The 17,015-nt window shown below is 62.3% G+C and carries 17 protein-coding genes and 1 pseudogene; 6 read left to right on the top strand and 12 right to left on the bottom strand.

Features of this window, described 5'->3' with window-relative positions; all coding sequences use genetic code 11:
• Nucleotides 1–210 precede the first annotated feature (210 nt).
• Nucleotides 211–1,161 carry a GGDEF domain-containing protein gene (locus GHK62_RS12045; protein ID WP_184108592.1) on the top strand — a complete coding sequence of 317 codons (951 nt, stop codon included), beginning with the start codon at nucleotides 211–213 and terminating at the stop codon, nucleotides 1,159–1,161.
• On the opposite strand, the gene GHK62_RS12040 is transcribed toward GHK62_RS12045, so the two are convergent.
• From GHK62_RS12040 to GHK62_RS12030, 3 genes are read right to left on the bottom strand one after another with little or no spacing between them, the layout of a single operon-like run.
• Complete coding sequence (locus GHK62_RS12040) at nucleotides 1,126–1,752, bottom strand: aminotransferase class IV family protein (RefSeq protein ID WP_153439360.1); 627 nt, start codon at nucleotides 1,750–1,752, stop codon at nucleotides 1,126–1,128. The genes GHK62_RS12045 and GHK62_RS12040 overlap by 36 nt on opposite strands.
• On the bottom strand, nucleotides 1,749–2,906 hold the full coding sequence (locus tag GHK62_RS12035) for an aminodeoxychorismate synthase component I (protein WP_153439357.1): 1,158 nt from the start codon (nucleotides 2,904–2,906) through the stop codon (nucleotides 1,749–1,751). Before GHK62_RS12035 ends, GHK62_RS12040 begins: the two co-directional genes overlap by 4 nt.
• A gap of 53 nt (nucleotides 2,907–2,959) precedes the next feature.
• On the bottom strand, nucleotides 2,960–4,834 hold the full coding sequence (locus GHK62_RS12030) for a M3 family oligoendopeptidase (protein ID WP_153439355.1): 1,875 nt from the start codon (nucleotides 4,832–4,834) through the stop codon (nucleotides 2,960–2,962).
• Between the two features lie 187 nt (nucleotides 4,835–5,021).
• Between GHK62_RS12030 and GHK62_RS12025 the strand changes: the two genes are divergently transcribed.
• Together GHK62_RS12025 and GHK62_RS12020 are read left to right on the top strand one after the other, a co-directional pair.
• Nucleotides 5,022–6,566, top strand: coding sequence for a sigma-54-dependent transcriptional regulator (locus tag GHK62_RS12025; protein ID WP_184108577.1), 1,545 nt, complete (start codon nucleotides 5,022–5,024; stop codon nucleotides 6,564–6,566).
• A gap of 180 nt (nucleotides 6,567–6,746) precedes the next feature.
• Nucleotides 6,747–8,606, top strand: a complete 1,860-nt coding sequence (locus tag GHK62_RS12020; protein ID WP_153439353.1) for a peptidoglycan L,D-endopeptidase MepK — start codon at nucleotides 6,747–6,749, stop codon at nucleotides 8,604–8,606.
• A 77-nt stretch (nucleotides 8,607–8,683) separates the two neighbouring features.
• Here the strand turns inward: GHK62_RS12020 and GHK62_RS12015 are convergent, their stop codons facing one another.
• From GHK62_RS12015 to GHK62_RS12005, 3 genes are all read right to left on the bottom strand, one after another.
• Nucleotides 8,684–8,950, bottom strand: coding sequence for a DUF2312 domain-containing protein (locus GHK62_RS12015; protein ID WP_136508132.1), 267 nt, complete (start codon nucleotides 8,948–8,950; stop codon nucleotides 8,684–8,686).
• A gap of 181 nt (nucleotides 8,951–9,131) precedes the next feature.
• Nucleotides 9,132–9,437, bottom strand: a complete 306-nt coding sequence (locus GHK62_RS12010) for a DUF1244 domain-containing protein (RefSeq protein WP_153439351.1) — start codon at nucleotides 9,435–9,437, stop codon at nucleotides 9,132–9,134.
• Nucleotides 9,438–9,553: 116 nt separating this feature from the next.
• On the bottom strand, nucleotides 9,554–10,348 hold the full coding sequence (locus GHK62_RS12005) for an N-formylglutamate amidohydrolase (protein ID WP_153439349.1): 795 nt from the start codon (nucleotides 10,346–10,348) through the stop codon (nucleotides 9,554–9,556).
• A 279-nt stretch (nucleotides 10,349–10,627) separates the two neighbouring features.
• Between GHK62_RS12005 and GHK62_RS12000 the strand changes: the two are divergent.
• A pseudogene (locus GHK62_RS12000) lies at nucleotides 10,628–11,017 on the top strand (DUF1036 domain-containing protein); the annotation flags it as partial.
• Nucleotides 11,017–12,456, top strand: coding sequence for a pyruvate kinase (gene pyk / locus GHK62_RS11995; RefSeq protein ID WP_153439347.1), 1,440 nt, complete (start codon nucleotides 11,017–11,019; stop codon nucleotides 12,454–12,456). The pseudogene GHK62_RS12000 and the gene pyk, both read left to right, overlap by 1 nt.
• Here the strand turns inward: pyk and GHK62_RS11990 are convergent.
• The 6 genes from GHK62_RS11990 to GHK62_RS11965 all read right to left on the bottom strand — a co-directional run bounded on the left by GHK62_RS11990 (nucleotide 12,423) and on the right by GHK62_RS11965 (nucleotide 16,373).
• Nucleotides 12,423–13,472 carry an alpha/beta fold hydrolase gene (locus tag GHK62_RS11990; RefSeq protein WP_153439345.1) on the bottom strand — a complete coding sequence of 350 codons (1,050 nt, stop codon included), beginning with the start codon at nucleotides 13,470–13,472 and terminating at the stop codon, nucleotides 12,423–12,425. The genes pyk and GHK62_RS11990 overlap by 34 nt on opposite strands.
• Before the next feature lie 129 nt (nucleotides 13,473–13,601).
• Nucleotides 13,602–14,210 carry a hypothetical protein gene (locus GHK62_RS11985; RefSeq protein WP_153439343.1) on the bottom strand — a complete coding sequence of 203 codons (609 nt, stop codon included), beginning with the start codon at nucleotides 14,208–14,210 and terminating at the stop codon, nucleotides 13,602–13,604.
• A gap of 97 nt (nucleotides 14,211–14,307) precedes the next feature.
• Nucleotides 14,308–14,433 carry a type B 50S ribosomal protein L36 gene (gene ykgO, locus GHK62_RS11980; RefSeq protein ID WP_119256688.1) on the bottom strand — a complete coding sequence of 42 codons (126 nt, stop codon included), beginning with the start codon at nucleotides 14,431–14,433 and terminating at the stop codon, nucleotides 14,308–14,310.
• 172 nt (nucleotides 14,434–14,605) lie between these two features.
• Entirely contained in the window at nucleotides 14,606–15,655 is a 1,050-nt protein-coding gene (locus GHK62_RS11975) for a 5-(carboxyamino)imidazole ribonucleotide synthase (RefSeq protein WP_153439341.1), read from the bottom strand.
• Nucleotides 15,652–16,116, bottom strand: a complete 465-nt coding sequence (gene purE / locus GHK62_RS11970; protein WP_153439459.1) for a 5-(carboxyamino)imidazole ribonucleotide mutase — start codon at nucleotides 16,114–16,116, stop codon at nucleotides 15,652–15,654. The genes GHK62_RS11975 and purE overlap by 4 nt, the downstream gene beginning before the upstream one ends.
• Before the next feature lie 53 nt (nucleotides 16,117–16,169).
• Nucleotides 16,170–16,373, bottom strand: a complete 204-nt coding sequence (locus GHK62_RS11965; protein WP_012709331.1) for a YdcH family protein — start codon at nucleotides 16,371–16,373, stop codon at nucleotides 16,170–16,172.
• A gap of 213 nt (nucleotides 16,374–16,586) precedes the next feature.
• Here GHK62_RS11965 and GHK62_RS11960 point away from each other — a divergent pair, with 213 nt between their 5' ends.
• Complete coding sequence (locus GHK62_RS11960; protein ID WP_136508173.1) at nucleotides 16,587–16,760, top strand: YdcH family protein; 174 nt, start codon at nucleotides 16,587–16,589, stop codon at nucleotides 16,758–16,760.
• Nucleotides 16,761–17,015: the final 255 nt, after the last annotated feature.

Here is a 17,015-nt window from a genome sequence, read left to right as displayed (position 1 = left end):
TGGCGGGCATTCGGCCACAAGCGATTCGTGTTATAGCTCTTGCACTTGAATATTCTTGTTGTAATTGCATTTCCTACTGCATGATTGCTTAAATCGGAATCGATTTAAGGACAAAATCATGCAGCAAATCAAAGTGCTACAGCGATCTTTGCGCGTCCGATCGGACGCGCGGTGCTGTAATACGTCTGCCCGGAGGGATTGAGATTGACCGTGACTGGCGACCATCTCCAGACCTTGATGGCATTGCAGGCTCGATCACCCGTATTGATCGCGCTTTATGATCAGCATGACCGTTTGTGTTTTGCCAATGATGCCTTTCGCGCCGCCTACAATCTCGCACCCGACGACTTTCCGACCTGGTCCGATCTGATGCGGCGCAACTATGCCTGCGGCAAGGGAACGGTGGTGAAGACGGACGACATCGAGGCCTGGATCGCGGCCACGGTCCATCGGCGGGGAAAGGTACCGTTTCGTGCGCTCGAAACCGACCTTCATGATGGCCGCTGGCTGTGGATGACCGAGACGGTCGATGCCACCGGCTGCATGCTCTGCATCGCCGTCGATATCACCTCGATTCGCGCCGAGGAACGCGAGCTACGGCAGGACCGCGATTTTGCGGTGCGTGCGTCGCAGGTGGACGAGCTCACCAGCGTGCCGAACCGGCGCTACACGATGGACAGACTTAACGACTTCATCGTGAACTGCACCGGCAATCCGGACATGTGGGGTTGCGTGGCGATCATCGACATCGACTATTTCAAGGCGATCAACGATCGCTATGGCCACCAGCGCGGCGACGAAGTGCTGCTGGATTTCGCTCGCCAGATGCAGGGGATCGTACGCCGTTCAGATTGTTTCGGCCGGATCGGCGGCGAGGAGTTCATGCTGATCCTGCCCGACACGACGGTCAGCGAGAGCCATCTCATCCTCGACCGGGTGCTGGACAAGGTGCGCACTGCCCGCCCGCTTTCGAACATCCCGGAGTTCTACTACACCTGCTCGGTGGGGCTTGCGGAATACCGCGACGGCGACACCGTCAACGACATCTATGCCCGCGCGGACGAGGCCCTCTATCTTGCCAAGCGCGAGGGGCGCGACCGCGTGAAGCGTTATACGCTCGCAGGCTCAGACCCCGAGTGTCGCCCGGACCAGACCTCGTAGCGAATTGCCGAGATAGAGGTTCCCACCTTCAAGATCGGCAGGCGAGAGACGAGAAACGCGCGCGCGGCGCTGGCAGATGAGTTCGGTGCGCAGCACCCCGGCAAGCAGGCCGCAGGCGATCGGCGGCGTTTTGAGGATGCCGCTTCCGTCATCGAGGAAGACGGAGGTTATCGTGCCTTCGCAAACCTCGCCCTTCTCATTGAGCAGGATGATCTCGTCGGCCTCCGCCGGCGAGAACTCGCTGCGCGCAGCCTCGAAGATTTCGCGCCGTGTCGTCTTGAACCGAAGCAGCCGGTTGCCGGAATCGAGCCTTGCGGCAGCAATCCGCGCGCGCCAGACGGTATCGTCGGGAATGGGGGTAAAGGGAGCGGTGGTGACGGCGATGGTACCCTGGCGGTCAAGCGTCAGGCGGACCCGCAGCGGACCTGCCGCACCGCGCACGGCTTCGTTCAGATGGGCGTCCGCAGCATCTGCGCCGGCAAAGCCAAGCCGCCGCGCCGAGCGCGTCAACCGCGCGAGATGCAGCGGCAGCCGGACGAAGCCGGTCTCCGGCTCGAAGCGCAGCGTCTCGATCAGCGAAAAATCCGTCATCGGACGATCTCGGCGTCGCCGACGGCGAATCGCGCCTTCAACAGGCATTCGTCATATTCGGCCTCGGCCCTTGAATCGAAGACGATGCCGCCGCCGACATTGAAAACTGCTAGGCCATCCGAAAACAAAGAAATTGTCCGGATCGCCACGTTGAACCGCATGACCCCGTTCGGGGCGATGAAGCCGATGGCGCCGCAATAGGCGTCGCGCGGCCCGCTTTCCAGCTCATGCAGGATTTCCATCGCCCGGATCTTGGGGGCACCGGTGATGGAACCGCACGGAAAGAGAGCAGCAAAAATGTCGGCAATGCCGGTGTCGGGCCGGAGCTTGGCCCTGACGTGGCTCACCATCTGATGAACGGTCGGATAGGTTTCGATATCGAAGAGTTTTGGGACGTCCAACGTTCCGACCGTGGTCACGCGGGAGATGTCGTTGCGCAAGAGGTCGACGATCATCCGGTTTTCGGCCTGGGTCTTTTCGTCTGCCCGCATCGCGGCGACAATCGCCGCGTCCTCTTCGGCCGTCGCGCCGCGCGGCGCCGTGCCCTTCATCGGATGCGTTTCGATCCAGCCGTCGGCGTCGACGTAAAAGAACAGTTCCGGTGAGCGCGAGAGAAGAACCGGGCCGTCAAGCGCTACCAGCGCCCCGTATTTCACCGGCTGGCGCTCGATTAGCGACCAGAAGGCTGCGCGCGGGTCGCCTGACCAGCGTGCATGGATCGGCATCGTCAGGTTTGCCTGATAGCAGTCTCCCTGGCGCAGGTGCTGGTGCAGGCGTTCGAACCGCGCGCGGTAGGCGGGAAAGTCCCAGCCGGCGCGAGGCTCCAGGAGGAAGGGCTCGTTTTCCGTTCGTCGCTGCGGTTCGCCGAGTGGATGATCCTCCGCCGGCGCGTCGAAGATGCCGAAGGACATCAGCGGCGTTTCCCGGTTCTCCTCGGCAAAGAGGGTGAGCTTCTCTTCGAAGAGGTGGCCGGCCTCATAGGCCATGTAGCCGGCGAGCCACTTTCCGGCCCGATGAGCGCTCTCGATTTCCGCGAGGCCGCGCCGGAATTCCGCTCGCGTGCGCGCCGTGACGACGCGCAAGGGCTCCGCGAAAACCGTCGTCCGGTTCTCGCTGTCGTCCCGGAAAAGGACATAGGGCGCATTCTCGATCATCAAGCTGGTCGTCGTCCGTTCAACATCAGCCGCTGGGGCATACGCCCGCCGGCTCAGGCTGCCTTATCAAGCGCCTCCAACTCGTCGATCAGCCCCTCAATCATCGACAGTCCCTGCGCCCAGAACGACGGATCGGTGGCATTGAGGCCGAAGGGCGCCAGCAGTTCGGAATGATGCTTGGTTCCACCGGCCTTCAGGAGCTCGAAATACTTCTCCTGGAAGCCCTTTTCGGCCTTTTGGTAGACGGCGTAGAGCGAGTTCACGAGGCAATCGCCGAAGGCGTAGGCATAGACATAGAAGGGCGAGTGGATGAAGTGCGGGATATAGGCCCAATAGGTCTCGTAGCCTTCGGAAATCCGGATCGCGGGACCGAGACTTTCCGTCTGAACCGAAAGCCACATGTCGCCGAGGTCGTCGGCGGTCAGTTCGCCGTCCTTGCGGGCAGTGTGGACCTTGCGCTCGAATTCGTAGAAGGCGATCTGACGCACGACCGTGTTGATCATATCCTCCACCTTCTGCGCGAGCATCGCCTTGCGCTCGCGCTTGTCCTTGGTCCGGTCGAGGAGCGCGCGGAAGGTCAGCATCTCGCCGAAGACGGAGGCGGTTTCGGCAAGCGTCAGCGGCGTCGAAGCCATCAGCGCACCCTGAGCGCCGGCGAGCACCTGATGCACGCCGTGGCCGAGCTCGTGGGCGAGCGTCATCACGTCCCGCGGCTTGCCCATATAGTTGACGAGCACGTAGGGATGGACGGAGGGAACCGTCGGATGGGCGAAGGCGCCAGGCGCCTTGCCGCGCCTGACGGGTGCGTCGATCCAGCGGTCATCGAAGAAGCGGCGGGCGATCGTCGCCATTTCCGGAGCGAAGGCGTGATAGGCCGAGAGCACCGTGTCCTTTGCCTCGTCCCAGGGAATGACGGCGTTGGGCGTCTCAGGGAGCGGAGCGTTGCGATCCCAGAAGTCCATCTGCTCCATGCCGAGCCATTTCGCCTTCATGGCGTAGTAGCGATGCGAGAGGCGCGGATAGGCTGCCTTCACCGCGGCGGCCAGCGCGTCCACCACCTCGCGTTCGACACGATTGGCGAGATGGCGGCTGTCGGCGATATCCGCGAAGCCGCGCCAGCGGTCGGAGATTTCCTTGTCCTTGGCAAGCGTATTGGTAACCAGCGTGAAGGTGCGGATGTTCGCCTTGAAGGTTTCGGCGAGCGCCATTGCCGCTTTCCTGCGCGTTTCCGCTGAGGGGTCCTGCAGGAGATTCAACGTAACCTCGAGCGGCAGTGCCTCGCCATCAACGTTGAAGGTGAGTGCCGCGACTGTTTCGTCGAACAGCCTGTTGAAGGCTGCCGCGCCGGTCATCGACTTTTCGAGGAAAAGCTGCTCCAGCTTGTCTTCAAGCTGAAAGGGCTTGTCCTTGCGCAGGTCGAGGATCCAGGGCTTGTAGTGTGCCGCGAGGCTGTCCTTTGTCAGCGCCGCATCGATGATACCGTCATCGATGCGATTGAGCTCCAGCGAGAAGAACAGGAGATGTGCCGACATGTCGGTGAGCTTCGACTGGACGTCGCCGTAAAGCTTGCCGTTCGCCGGATTGGACGTGTCGGAGAAATAGGTGAGGCCCGCAAAGGAGGCGATCCGTCCCATCAACTCCTCGAGCGCCTCGAACTCCTTCACCGCCGCGCCGATCCCCTCGTCGCCGGTTTTGCCGGCGGCCTCCGTCAGCTTGCCTTTCCATTTGTTTTCGAAGGCGATCGCGTCGGCTTCCGCCTTCGCCATGTCGGCGCGGAATGCCTCCGACGTGGCGGAGGCGTAAAGATCTTCCAGCCGCCAGGACGGCAGGTCGCCGAGGTCGGCGGCAGCACCATGCGCCTGACCGGCCGTCGCACGAAGCGCGGATTGAGCAGCAGAAAAGGCGGGGTTTCGAGCGGATCGAGGCATCTTCGGATTTCCCGTGTTCGTGGCGGAAGCAGCAGGCGATATGGGCCCCATTGCTATCGCCGCCGATGGATAAAATGCAAGCTTTTCTCAAAACATGATGTTCAGCCCTTTATGGCACGAATAGCTGGCATGATTTGGCACATGAGGTTGGCCAAAGAGTACCGCGTGTCCTAAGCAGGAGGCTTTCGTGACATCACATATTCTTGTCATCGATGATGATCCGGTCCAGCGTCGGTTGCTGACGAACATGATCGAACGGCTGGGCCACGTCGCGCATCTCGCCGACAACGGGCGCAGTGGCCTCGAACTGCTGGTGCGCAAGGGCGGTATCATCGATGTCATCCTGCTCGACCTCCTGATGCCCGAGATGAACGGCCATGGCTTCCTCGAAGCGCTTGCCGAACGCGGCGTCGATACGCCCGTGATCGTCCAGACCGGGCAAGGCGGCATCGAAACGGTCGTCCATGCGATGCAGGCCGGTGCCTTCGACTTCCTCGTCAAGCCGGTGTCGCCGGAGCGGCTCGCGGTCGCGATCGGCAATGCGCTGAAAATGGCGCACCGCGATGGCAAGGTGAAGACGTCGCGCCGGTCGCGCGGGGGCGCGGTCGGGTTTGCCGACATCGTTTCGGCGAGCCCGGCGATGATCCGGGTCATCGATCTTGCCCGCCGTGCCGCGCAGTCCAATATTCCGATCGTGCTTGAAGGCGAATCCGGCGTCGGCAAGGAGATGGTGGCGCGCGCGATCCAATCGGCGAGCGACCGGGCCGGCAAGCCGTTCGTCACCGTCAATTGCGGCGCGATACCGCACAATCTCGTCGAAAGCATCCTGTTCGGCCACGAGAAGGGCGCCTTCACCGGCGCAACCGAAAAGCACACCGGCAAATTCGTCGACGCGGATGGGGGGACGCTCTTCCTCGACGAGATCGGCGATCTACCGCTTGACGTTCAGGTCAAGCTCCTGCGCGCCGTTCAGCAGGGCGAGATAGAGACTGTCGGCGCACGTCATCCGCAGAAGGTCAACGTCCGGCTGATCTCGGCCACCAACAAGGACCTCATCAACGAGGTGCGCGAAGGGCGGTTCCGGGAAGATCTTTATTATCGCCTCAATGTCTTCCCGATCACCATTCCGGCCCTGCGCCGGCGCAAGGAAGACATTCCGGTGCTGGTGCGCGCCTTCGTCGAGCGCTTTGCCGCCGAGCAGAGGCTCAACCAGCCGCTGACCGTGTCGAACGGTGCAATGGCGCTGCTGACGGCCTACGATTGGCCGGGCAATATCCGCCAGCTCGAGAACGCCATTTTCCGCGCGGTGGTGCTTGCGGAGGGCAACGAGCTCACGGTCAAGGATTTTCCGCAGATCGCGACCCAGATCCCCGGCTACGTCGTCGCGGACCGTTCCGGCTTCTCCTGGGGCGAGGCCGGGCCGGAACGTGCTCCGATGGTTGGCGAATACGCTTCCGGCGCGCGTGCCGATTTGAAGGTTGCGGAGCAACCGGCCTCCCGGGAGGCTGCAACGGACAACCGCCTGGAGAACGCCATCGCCAGCGTCGATGAGGGTGGCGATGTACGCAAGCTGGCCGAGGTCGAGGAGGAACTGATTCGTTTTGCCTTGAAGTTCTACCGTGGGCAGATGAGCCAAGTCGCGCGAAAACTCGGTATCGGACGCTCGACGCTCTATCGAAAACTCAAGGATTACGGCATCGACCCCGACGATCCGCTGCGTGAGGCCGCATAATTTCGACGCATTCCCAACTCATTGCCCGCACAATTGCGTCACCGCCGTTTAGACCTTGTTAGTCAACTGTTCACTATATTATAAGGGGCGGTGACTACTGTGGCATAATTGCCATGCTGTCACCTTATTTGACAGTCAAGTGAGACAGCGAAGCACGGTTGTCCGGCAGGCGGGGATTGAATGCCAAATTTGTTCGGTTTGAAGAAGCCACTCGGCTTCTTGGCGCGCAGAGTCTGCTCGGCGATTGCCCGCAAGGGACCACAAGTTCTTGCCTCGATCGCATTGGCATCGTCCCTCGTCACACCCGGCATGGCACCTCCCGTCGAAGCGGCCGGCCAGACCCGGACCTTGAAGCTTTATTTCATTCATACCAAGGAAAAGGCGCAGATCACCTTCAAGCGCAACGGCCGCTACGATTCGAGGGGATTGCAGGAGATAAACCGTTTCCTGCGCGACTGGCGGCGCAACGAGCCAACCAGGATGGATCCGCGGCTTCTTGATCTCGTCTGGGAGGTCTACCAAAGGAGCGGTTCGCGCGACTATATTCACGTCGTTTCCGCTTATCGCTCTCCGGCCACCAACAGCATGCTTCGGTCCCGCTCCAAGGGTGTCGCCAAGAAGAGCCAGCACATGCTCGGCAAGGCGATGGACTTCTACCTGCCCGACGTGAAGCTCAAGACACTCCGCGAAATCGGCATGAAGTTCCAGGTGGGTGGCGTCGGCTATTATCCGACCTCCGGCTCTCCCTTCGTCCATATGGACGTCGGCGGCGTGCGCGCCTGGCCGCGCATGACCCGCAACGAGCTCGCTCGTCTCTTCCCGGACGGCAAGACCATGCACGTGCCGTCTGACGGCAAGCCGTTGCCGGGCTATCAGCAGGCGGTCGCAGATTACAAGCGGCGCGTCGGCGCGACGGCTATCGAGGTTGCCGGCGGCGGCGCCAAGGGACCGGGCGACGCTGCCAGTGGCAAGCGTAGCGGCAATCTCTTCGCCATGCTCTTCGGCGGTGGCGGCGACGAGGATGAAGAACCAGAAGCAATCGCGGCCGGCGCGGCTGACGACGGCGAGGGCGAGGCTCCGGCCACGGCTCAGACCGCATCTGCTCCGGCTGGGCAGGAAGCGCTTCCGGGTGTCGCAGGCTCGGTCGCCGGCCAGACCTCGGAGGAACAGCAGAACATCAACGCACCGGTTCCGACCGTTCGCCCGGCCTTCAAGGATGCGCCGGCCAATGGCGGCGTCGCGGTCGCACTCGTCGCGCCTGCGCAAAACAACGCCCAGGAGGCGTTGGCCGCGGCCATGCAGCAGACGCCGGCCGTGCCATCGGAATTTGCGGATCTCAGCACGTTGAAGGTGCCGGTTCCGCAGATGCTCGACCGCCGTGATATGAACGAGATGATTGCCAACGGAACGCTGGTGGCGTCCACTGATGCCGCAACAGGGGATGCTCAGGCGCTCGGTTTCGTGCCGGTCCCGGCGATGCGCCCAGCCGGAGAGGCTGCGCTTGCGGCCGTTGCCGAGGCAGAGGTTGCCATCCCGGCTTTCGCGGATCGTCCGGTCGTCGCCTCCGCCGAGGCGCCGCGTGACACGGCTGCCCAGGCGGAGACGCGTGTGGCGCTTGCGGCGCCGACGACGGAACCTGAACCAGCCGCTCAGCCGATCGAAATGGCAGCCTATGCGCCCCGGTCGGACACGAGCTCGAAGGAATTGATCTTCGACAGCGCCTTCGACACTGAGGGCGAGGTATCGGCAAAGGGCAGCCGGCCGAAGAAGCAGGATGCCGAGGCGGCCAGCCGCTCGTCTGTCCGCACCGAGCCGAAGCTCACGCAGAAGATCATTTCGGAATGGGCGCTCTCGACCGGTCGCGTCGCCACTCTTTCGAAGCCGGTCAAGGCGCCGCGCTTTGTCAGCAAGACGCTTCGTGCCGCGCCGACGACGGTCTATGCTGCCGGCTTCACGAGTGGTGTACGCACTGTCGATACGGCACGCTTCAGTGGCAACGCAGTGAACTTCATGGAAGTAAAGAAGTTCAGCACCAACTGATCGCCACTATACTCGAGAAAACGGAAAAACCCGCCGACGCGTCGGCGGGTTTTTCGTTGGGGATCCGTCAGAGGAGCTTATGCGGCGTCTTCGGCTGCCGGAACCATGCCCAGCGCCTGCAGGTAGGTGTCGAGGATTGCTTCCTGTTCCATGCGCTCGTCATGATCCTGCTTGCGGATGGAAATGACCTTGCGCAGGATCTTGGTATCGAAGCCCATTGCCTTGGCCTCGCCGTAGACATCCTTGATATCGTCCGCGATAGTCTTCTTTTCCTCTTCCAGCCGTTCGATCCGTTCGATGAAAGCACGAAGCTGGTCGCGTGCGACGCCGTGAGCATCCGACATGGTCTTCTCCTTTTATGGGGAATTGAATTTCGTGGGTGCTGTGACCTGCCGCGAACAGCCGCCGAGGTCAAGGGCGATTGCGCAACAACGGCGCTATTTCCCGGAGCAGGATCCCCGAAAAAGGGCGATGCGACCTTACATTGCCATCGCGTTTCCCGCGCGAGCGGCATCGCGAGGATTGCTATTCTTTCGGGCGGTTGCGCTCGAAGGCGGCCTTCTGCTCGGCGGATGCGTCCGACTGGTGCCGCGCACGCCATTCGTCATACGGCATGCCGTAGATGATCTCGCGCGATTCCTCCTTGCTCATCTCTATGCCGGAGGCCTCGGCAGCCTCGCGATACCAGTTGGAAAGACAATTGCGGCAGAAGCCGGCAAGGTTCATCAGGTCGATATTCTGGACGTCGCTGCGTTCGCGCAGATGCGCAACGAGCCGCCGGAAGGCCGCGGCTTCGAGGGCGGTCTGCTGGTCCTGGCTGAGTTCTGTCATGATGGTCTCCTCCTGCAGCGCCCGCGCCGGATGAGAGGCGCAAAGGATGCTGCAGCACTTTGAATTGCTGCCGGGTCTTGTTCTTAAATAGGTGCGGTCCAAGGAAACATGCAGGGTTAGTCGTCGTAAGCACCCGTCCGCGAGGGGTGGCGCTGATAGTCATGCAGCGTCGGCAGGCCGTTGAGTTCCGCAAGGAGGGGGGCGAGGCGCCGGGCCCAGGCAGCGACGCCGGCCGTGTCGGCGATCAGGTCCTGGCGGATCTCGATCAGCGCATGGGCGATACCCGGCGCCATGCAATGGCGATACATGGTGTCGCCGCGCAGTGCCCCGTCATAGGGCTCGTTGTTACCGACGACGATATCGCCCGCCGCTTCGAGCCGTTCGATCAACGGAAACACAGCACGCGGATCGTTATCCCAGAGCACCGCGGCATGCCACGGCCGGGCGATACCCTTCCACGACGGCGTGAAGGAATGAAGCGAGATGACCAGCGGCGCCTTGCCGCCTGCCGCCGCAGCTTGCGCGATCGTTTGGGAAACGGCGCGGTGATAGGGGCGATGGAAGCGGTTGAGCCTGTTCTCCCATTCCTCGTCGGTAATCGGGTGATTGCCCGGGATGATCGCGCCGTCGGAGATCTTCATGATCAGCGTCGGATCGTCCTCGCCGCGGTTCGGATCGATCAACAGCCGCGAGAAGCAACCGAGCACGGCCGGCGCATTGAGTGCCGAGGCCAGTTCCCGCGTGAGCGGCTCGACGCCGATGTCATAGGCGATGTGCCGGGTGAAGGCACTGTCGGGAAGGCCAAGCTTGCCGTATTCCGGCGGCAGACGATTCATGGCGTGGTCGGCCAAAAGAACGAGACCATTCGCTGAATTGCCTTCAATGATCTCGTAAGGGGAATAGTGCTGCATGCCGCTCCTGCTTGATCTGCCAACGCCGGTCCGTGATCGCACGCGCAACGGCCATTCGCAAGAAAAAGGCGAAACTCTTGTGCCTTTTGTCACCAGAATGCCAATTGTAATCGATTAGTGTTGCGTTGACTTTCGGGGCTGGGCATCGCAAGAAAGTGCCACGCAAATCAAAACGGAGTTCCGTTGGAAGCCGTGTCTAGATATCCTTTTTCCAAAGCGAAACCGGGCCTGGGAACGTTCTGGGCTACCCTCCTGTTTTTAACGGCAATCTCTGGTTCGTTTCTCTTCGCTGACGAGGCGCGTGCCGACTTTCGTGTCTGCAATGGCACGCAAACCCTGGTAGGTGTGGCCATCGGCTACCGCGCCAAGGAGGGCTGGGTGACGGAAGGCTGGTGGCAGGTGCCGGCAACGACCTGCGCGACGCTGATCGAGGGCGAACTTCAATCCAGATATTATTATCTCTACGCGGAAGATGCGGCTCGTGGCGGCCGCTGGACCGGCGAGGTCAACATGTGCGTCGCCGAGAACGAATTCAAGATCACCGGCGTGCAGGACTGCTTCGCGCGCGGTTTCCAGCGCATGGGATTCAAGGAATACGACACGGGGCGGCAGGGCAGCTGGATGGTTCAGCTTTCCGACACGCCCGGCACGCAGGAAAGCCAGAATTGATGAAGCGGAACAGAAAAGTCAAAATCCTCGCCACGCTCGGACCGGCGTCGTCCGACGAGCAGATGATCCAGAGGCTGCATGAGGCGGGAGCCGATCTGTTCCGTATCAACATGAGCCATGCGAGCCATGACGTCATGCGCTCGCTGATCGAGAAGATCCGTAGTGTCGAAGCCCGTTGCGGCCGACCGATCGGCATTCTGGCCGATCTGCAGGGTCCCAAGCTGCGCGTCGGCAAGTTTGCCGAGGGCAAGGTCGAGCTCAAAATCGGGCAGACTTTCACGCTCGACAACAAGGAGACCCCCGGCGACAACACCCGCGTCTACCTTCCCCATCCGGAAATCCTCGAGGCGGTGAAGCCCGGCGATCGCCTGCTGATCGACGATGGCAAGCTGCACCTCAGGGCCGAGAAGACGGACGGCAAGAGCATCGTCACGACCGTTGTCTCCGGCACGAGGATATCGGACCGCAAGGGCGTGAGCCTGCCCGACACGCTGCTTGGCGTCGGCGCGCTGACCGAGAAGGACCGCGTCGACCTCGACGCCGTTCTGGCGACAGGGCAGGTCGACTGGGTGGCGCTCTCCTTCATCCAGCGGCCGGAAGATCTTGCCGAGGTCCGCAAGGTTGCCCGCGGCCGTGTCGGCCTGATGTCGAAGATCGAAAAGCCACAGGCGATCGAGCGCATCGACGAGATCATCGAGCTTTCGGACGCGCTGATGGTGGCGCGCGGCGATCTCGGCGTCGAGATGCCGCTTGAATCCGTCCCTGGCCTGCAGAAGCAACTGACGCGTGCCTGTCGGCGTGCCGGCAAGCCGGTGGTCGTCGCCACCCAGATGCTGGAGTCGATGATTTCCTCGCCGGTTCCGACGCGCGCGGAAGTGTCCGACGTGGCCACGGCTGTGTTCGAAGGCGCCGACGCCGTAATGCTTTCGGCCGAATCCGCCTCCGGCGAGTATCCGGTCGAGGCGGTTTCGACCATGGCCTCGATCGCGAGCAACGTCGAGCGCGATCCGCATTATCCGGGCATTATCTATGCGCAGCGCACGCCGCCCGAGGCGACCGGCGCCGACGCTATTTCTCTCGCCGCTCACCAGATCGCCGAGACGCTGAAGCTCGCGGCGATCGTCACCTACACGTCGTCCGGCGCAACGGGCCTGCGCGCTGCACGTGAGCGGCCGCAGGTGCCGGTCATCGCGCTTTCGCCGATCGTCGAGACCGCAAGACGCCTTTCGGTCGTCTGGGGCCTGCACTGCGTGGTCACCGAGGATGCGAAAGATCTCGATGACATGGTCAACCGCGCCTGCCGCATCGTCGCGGCGGAGGGTTTTGGAAAGCCGGGCGACCGCATCATCATCTCCGCCGGTGTCCCGCTCGGAACGCCGGGTGCCACCAATATGCTGCGCATCGCCTATATCGGCTCGGATGGGCTTACCGGCGTATAGGACTTCTCCGGCATTGAAGCGTCCTTGACCGCGAGGCGGGCTCCGGCCCGCCGTGCGGCCTCCTGGAGGTCGCACGGTTTGCCCGCCAGTTTCTCGATCGCGGCAACGACGACTTCGGTCACCACGTAATCCGGTTTGTGGCCGAGATTGGCGATCCACAACAGCTCCGATCCGACAATGTCGCGCGCAAGGCCGCGCGCATGGATATCGGCTAGGACAATGGCGTCGCTGTCGCCGGTGATGATGACCGTCGGTGCCGCGATCTCGGCATAGCGCGGAGAGACACGCGTCACATAGGCGTGCAGGTTGGCAACGTCGATCGCATTGTTGAGAAAGGTTGCCGGCCGCAGCACCAGATGCGGAGCGGTCTTGCCGATGTAATCCAGCGGGCGCTCATTGGGAGAGAAGATCGAGCGTGTCGCGCTGTCGATGCGCCGGAGGCCGAGCGGGGTGGCGACCGTATGGGCGAAGAGCCAGCCGAGGCAAGGCAGCTTCGCCAAGGTGAAGTACCAGTCGATTCCGCCGGGCCAGGGATGCGTCGCCGGTGCGAGAAGCACGACACCCGCGGTTCGTTCCGGGTGATGGAGCGCAAAGCTTGCGGCAATTGCAGCGCCGAAGGAGTGGCCGACGACGATGGCGCGATCGATGCCGCGCCTTTCCATCAGTCTGGCGATCGCCTCTGCCTGGCCGTCTGGCCAGCCATTGAAGGATCCGCCGCGCTCCGAGTAACCGTGGCCCGGCCGGTCGACGAAAAGCAGCTCCGCCCGGCCTTCGAGCGCCGGCCTGAAGGCATGCATCTGATCGAGCAGGTTCCCGCCGGCACCGTGGATGAAGACGATCGGCGGCAGATCGGGGCTTCCGGGCGCGGAGACCTGGACGCAGTTCATACGGAAGCCGCCGACATCGACAAGGTCGCCCAGGTTGGGGAAGCGGGCGGATATGCGTCGTGCCTGCCAGACACTGTAGCCGATGCTGGCGATCGTTAGGATGGCGAGAAGCAGCAACGCCGCGAGCATGATCGGACTGGTCTTCCCCAATTTGCGCTTGAGAAGGGTGCAGGCTCTACCGCATGTGCCTCCGGAAGCAATCCTGGCAGGCTTCCGCCGTCGGCGTCGCTTCGGCGAAGCTGCCCCTGTCGCACCAGCTCAGGTCCGGCTGCCCGCCAGCTTCTCCGCCAGCTCGCCAAGCTGCTCCTGCGCCTTTCTATCCGATGGATAGATATCGAGGAACTGTTCCCAGGCGCGCATGGCCAGCTCGTCCTTGCCGGCGGCACCGAGCATGGTGGCCATGCCTGCAATGGCGCCGAAATGCCGTGGTTCGATCGCGAGCACGCGATTTATGTCGGACATTGACTTGCGGTAGTTGCCCATTTGATAGTGCAAGGTGGCGCGGCGGTTCCAGCCTTCCACGTAGTTAGGAGCAAGCGCGATCACCTGATCGAGGATGTCGAGCGCAACGGGTTTCTTGTCGTCGGCGATTGCCTTGTCGGCCCATTGCATCAGGAGGTTCACGGTGGCGCTGCCGGAATCCTGCCATTCCAGCCGGATGCGGTCGGCGAGTTGCCGCGCCTTCGCCTCGTCGCGTTCCTTCTTCAGGTCGGCGAACAGGGAATCAAGACGCTGTTTCGGTGTGGTGAGGGTTGCCGTTTCCGTTTGCGGCGCTGGCTCCGCCGCCCGGAGCGGATTGCCGGTTGAGACGGTGAGGACGGCAAGCGATGCCAGAATCAAGGTCACAAAAATACGCATGGCGGACATCGTAGCCCGCCATGGAACAAGATCAAATCAAATATGGGGGATCACCAGGAGCGAACCGCCAATCCGGCAGGGCAACCCGATCGCTGCCCCGGGTACGTCAGCCCTGACGTGCCTTGAAGCGCGGGTTCTGCTTGTTGATGATGTAGACGCGGCCTTTGCGACGAACCAGACGGTTTTCGCGGTGACGGGCCTTCAGCGACTTGAGCGAATTCTTGATCTTCATTTTCCTGATCCGCAGGTTTCGGGGAACGAAAATTCGCCCGGTAATCTCTAACAATCAAAAGCGCGCCATTCAGCGCGCTCCAAGTAGGCAGGCACATACCGTGTCGCCCCTATTGTGTCAACCGCACGACTGGGGTTTTCCTTCCGCACAGTGCAAATCTGTGGGCGTTCTCTCAGCGCAGGCGGGTGAAATGGCCCATCTTGCGGCCGACGCGCGCCTCCGCCTTGCCGTAGAGATGAACGAGCACGTTGCGTTCGGCAAGCAAGCCAGGGACCTCGGCAATATCGTCGCCGATAAGATTCTGCATCACGCAGTCCGAATGGCGTGAGGGGTCGCCCAGCGGCAGGCCGGCAATGGCGCGGATATGCTGCTCGAACTGCGAGACGACGCAGGCCGCTTCCGTCCAGTGGCCGGAATTGTGGACGCGCGGCGCGATCTCGTTGGCGACGACGCTGCCATCGGCCAGCACGAAGAACTCGACTCCGATCACGCCGACATAGCCGAGCGCGTCGAGTATGGCAGTTGCCGCTGCCCGTGCGGCGTCTGCCGTCGCGGAGCCCACGGACGCTGGCACGGTCGAGGTGTGGAGGATGCCGTTCCGATGCACGTTCTCTGCCGGATCGAAACAGGCGCTCGTGCCGTCAGGGCTGCGCGCAGCGATGATCGAGATCTCGCGCTCGAACGGTACGAAGCTTTCCAGGATGAGGGGGACCTGGCCGAGGGCCGCGAAGGCGCCGGCGGGGTCGTCCGCAGTCGAGCGGAACACGCGCTGGCCCTTGCCGTCATAGCCGAGCTGCCGGGTCTTGAGCACGCCTGCGCCGCCGAAGTCGGCGAGTGCCAGTTCAAGATCCACCTGGCTGTCGACGGCGTGGAAGCGCGCAGTGGCAATGCCGCAGTCATTGATGAACCGCTTTTCCACGAGCCGGTCCTGCGCCACTTCCAGCGCCTTCGGCGGGGGGAAAACCGGGCGCGAGGCCGCCAATCTTATGGCTGCTGAGACCGGTACGTTTTCGAACTCATAGGTGATGAGATCGGAGACCGCGGCGAGTTCGTCAAGCCCGTGCGCGTCGTCGTAAGGCGCAACGATCTGGGCATTGGCGACCTGGGCGGCGGGACAGTCCGGCTGCGGTTCGAGAATGACGGTGCGGTAATTCAGGCGGGCAGCCGCCATCGCCAGCATGCGGCCGAGCTGGCCGCCGCCAATAATGCCGATGGTCTTCATGCCTGGTCCACCGGGTACTCGGCTACCGAGACGGTCTGCTGTTCGCGCCAGTCGTCGAGGCGGTCGGCGAGATCGTCGTCGCCAAGGGCGAGGACGGCGGCGGCGAGCAGCGCCGCATTAATAGCCCCCGCCTTTCCGATCGCCAGCGTGCCGACGGGAATGCCGGCCGGCATCTGCACGATCGAAAGCAGGCTGTCCTGACCGGAAAGCGCCTTCGACTGCACCGGCACGCCGAAGACCGGCAGCGGTGTCATCGATGCGCACATGCCCGGCAGGTGCGCGGCGCCGCCGGCGCCGGCGATGATCACCTTGAAGCCCTCGTCACGTGCGCCCTTGGCGAAGCTCACCAGCCGGTCCGGCGTGCGGTGAGCCGAAACGATGCGGGCCTCGTAGGCGATGTCGAGCGCTTCGAGCGTGTCGGCGGCGTTCTTCATCGTCTCCCAGTCCGACTGGCTTCCCATGATGATGGCGACGGGCGGGGTGGTCGTGTCTGTCACGTCTGTCTTGATCCGTTTCAGGCGATGATATCGGGGATGATCTGGTCTTCGATCTTGCTGATCTTGTCCTTGATGGCCAGCTTCTTCTTCTTCATGCGCTGAATGCGCAAGGCGTCGCAGCCGGTCTCGATCATGGCGTTGATGGCGACGTCGTAGTCTTCATGTTCCTGCCTCAGGCGCGCGATGGTCAGTCTGAGTTCGGCCTGGTCCTGGTCCGGCATGCAAAACGATCCCCATAAGCCCGATCGCATTCGAACTGCGATCCGGAATTTTCATGCGCCGCTCTACCACATCTTGGGCGGTAACGGGAAGTTATCCGACGTCATCATTTCGCCTTCGACAAATGAAAAATGGCGTGGCAGAGTAGTAAGGTTACCACCATGGAACATCCGGCATTTACCTGCCGGATGCAAGCAAAAGGAAGGGACTGCCAAATGACCATTGAGGCTCATCTTGCAACGCTTGAGAAAAAACATGGCGCCCTGGAACAGGAGCTCCACGCTGCTCTCAACTCACCGTCCTGCGAGGACGAGTTGATTAGCGAACTCAAGCGGCGGAAGCTGCGCATCAAGGACGAAATCGAAAGACTCCGTTCCTCGACACACTAATTCTGAACGGTATTTCGGGAGGCGTTGTCTCCTTTCCCAGCGACAACGCAACAAGGTCAAGAATCCATTCCCATCACGGAGTACACGGAACACTCGACCGGGCCCGACGCCCGGTCTATTTCTGTCGGGCGTTCAGTTCCGAACCTTCCTCCTTATGCATGTCGTTATCCCAAAACCGCTGCGCATTTTTGGGGGCCATGCACTATAGCGCCGTGCGTCCTTTAGGACGCACAAAGGACGCTGTAACTCTTTGAT

It is taken from the genome of Sinorhizobium terangae, from assembly GCF_009601505.1.
In the GTDB taxonomy this organism is placed as follows: domain Bacteria; phylum Pseudomonadota; class Alphaproteobacteria; order Rhizobiales; family Rhizobiaceae; genus Sinorhizobium; species Sinorhizobium terangae.
The sequence above is the reverse complement of the archived record's forward strand: the minus strand, read 5'-3'. Positions and strand labels throughout refer to the sequence as shown.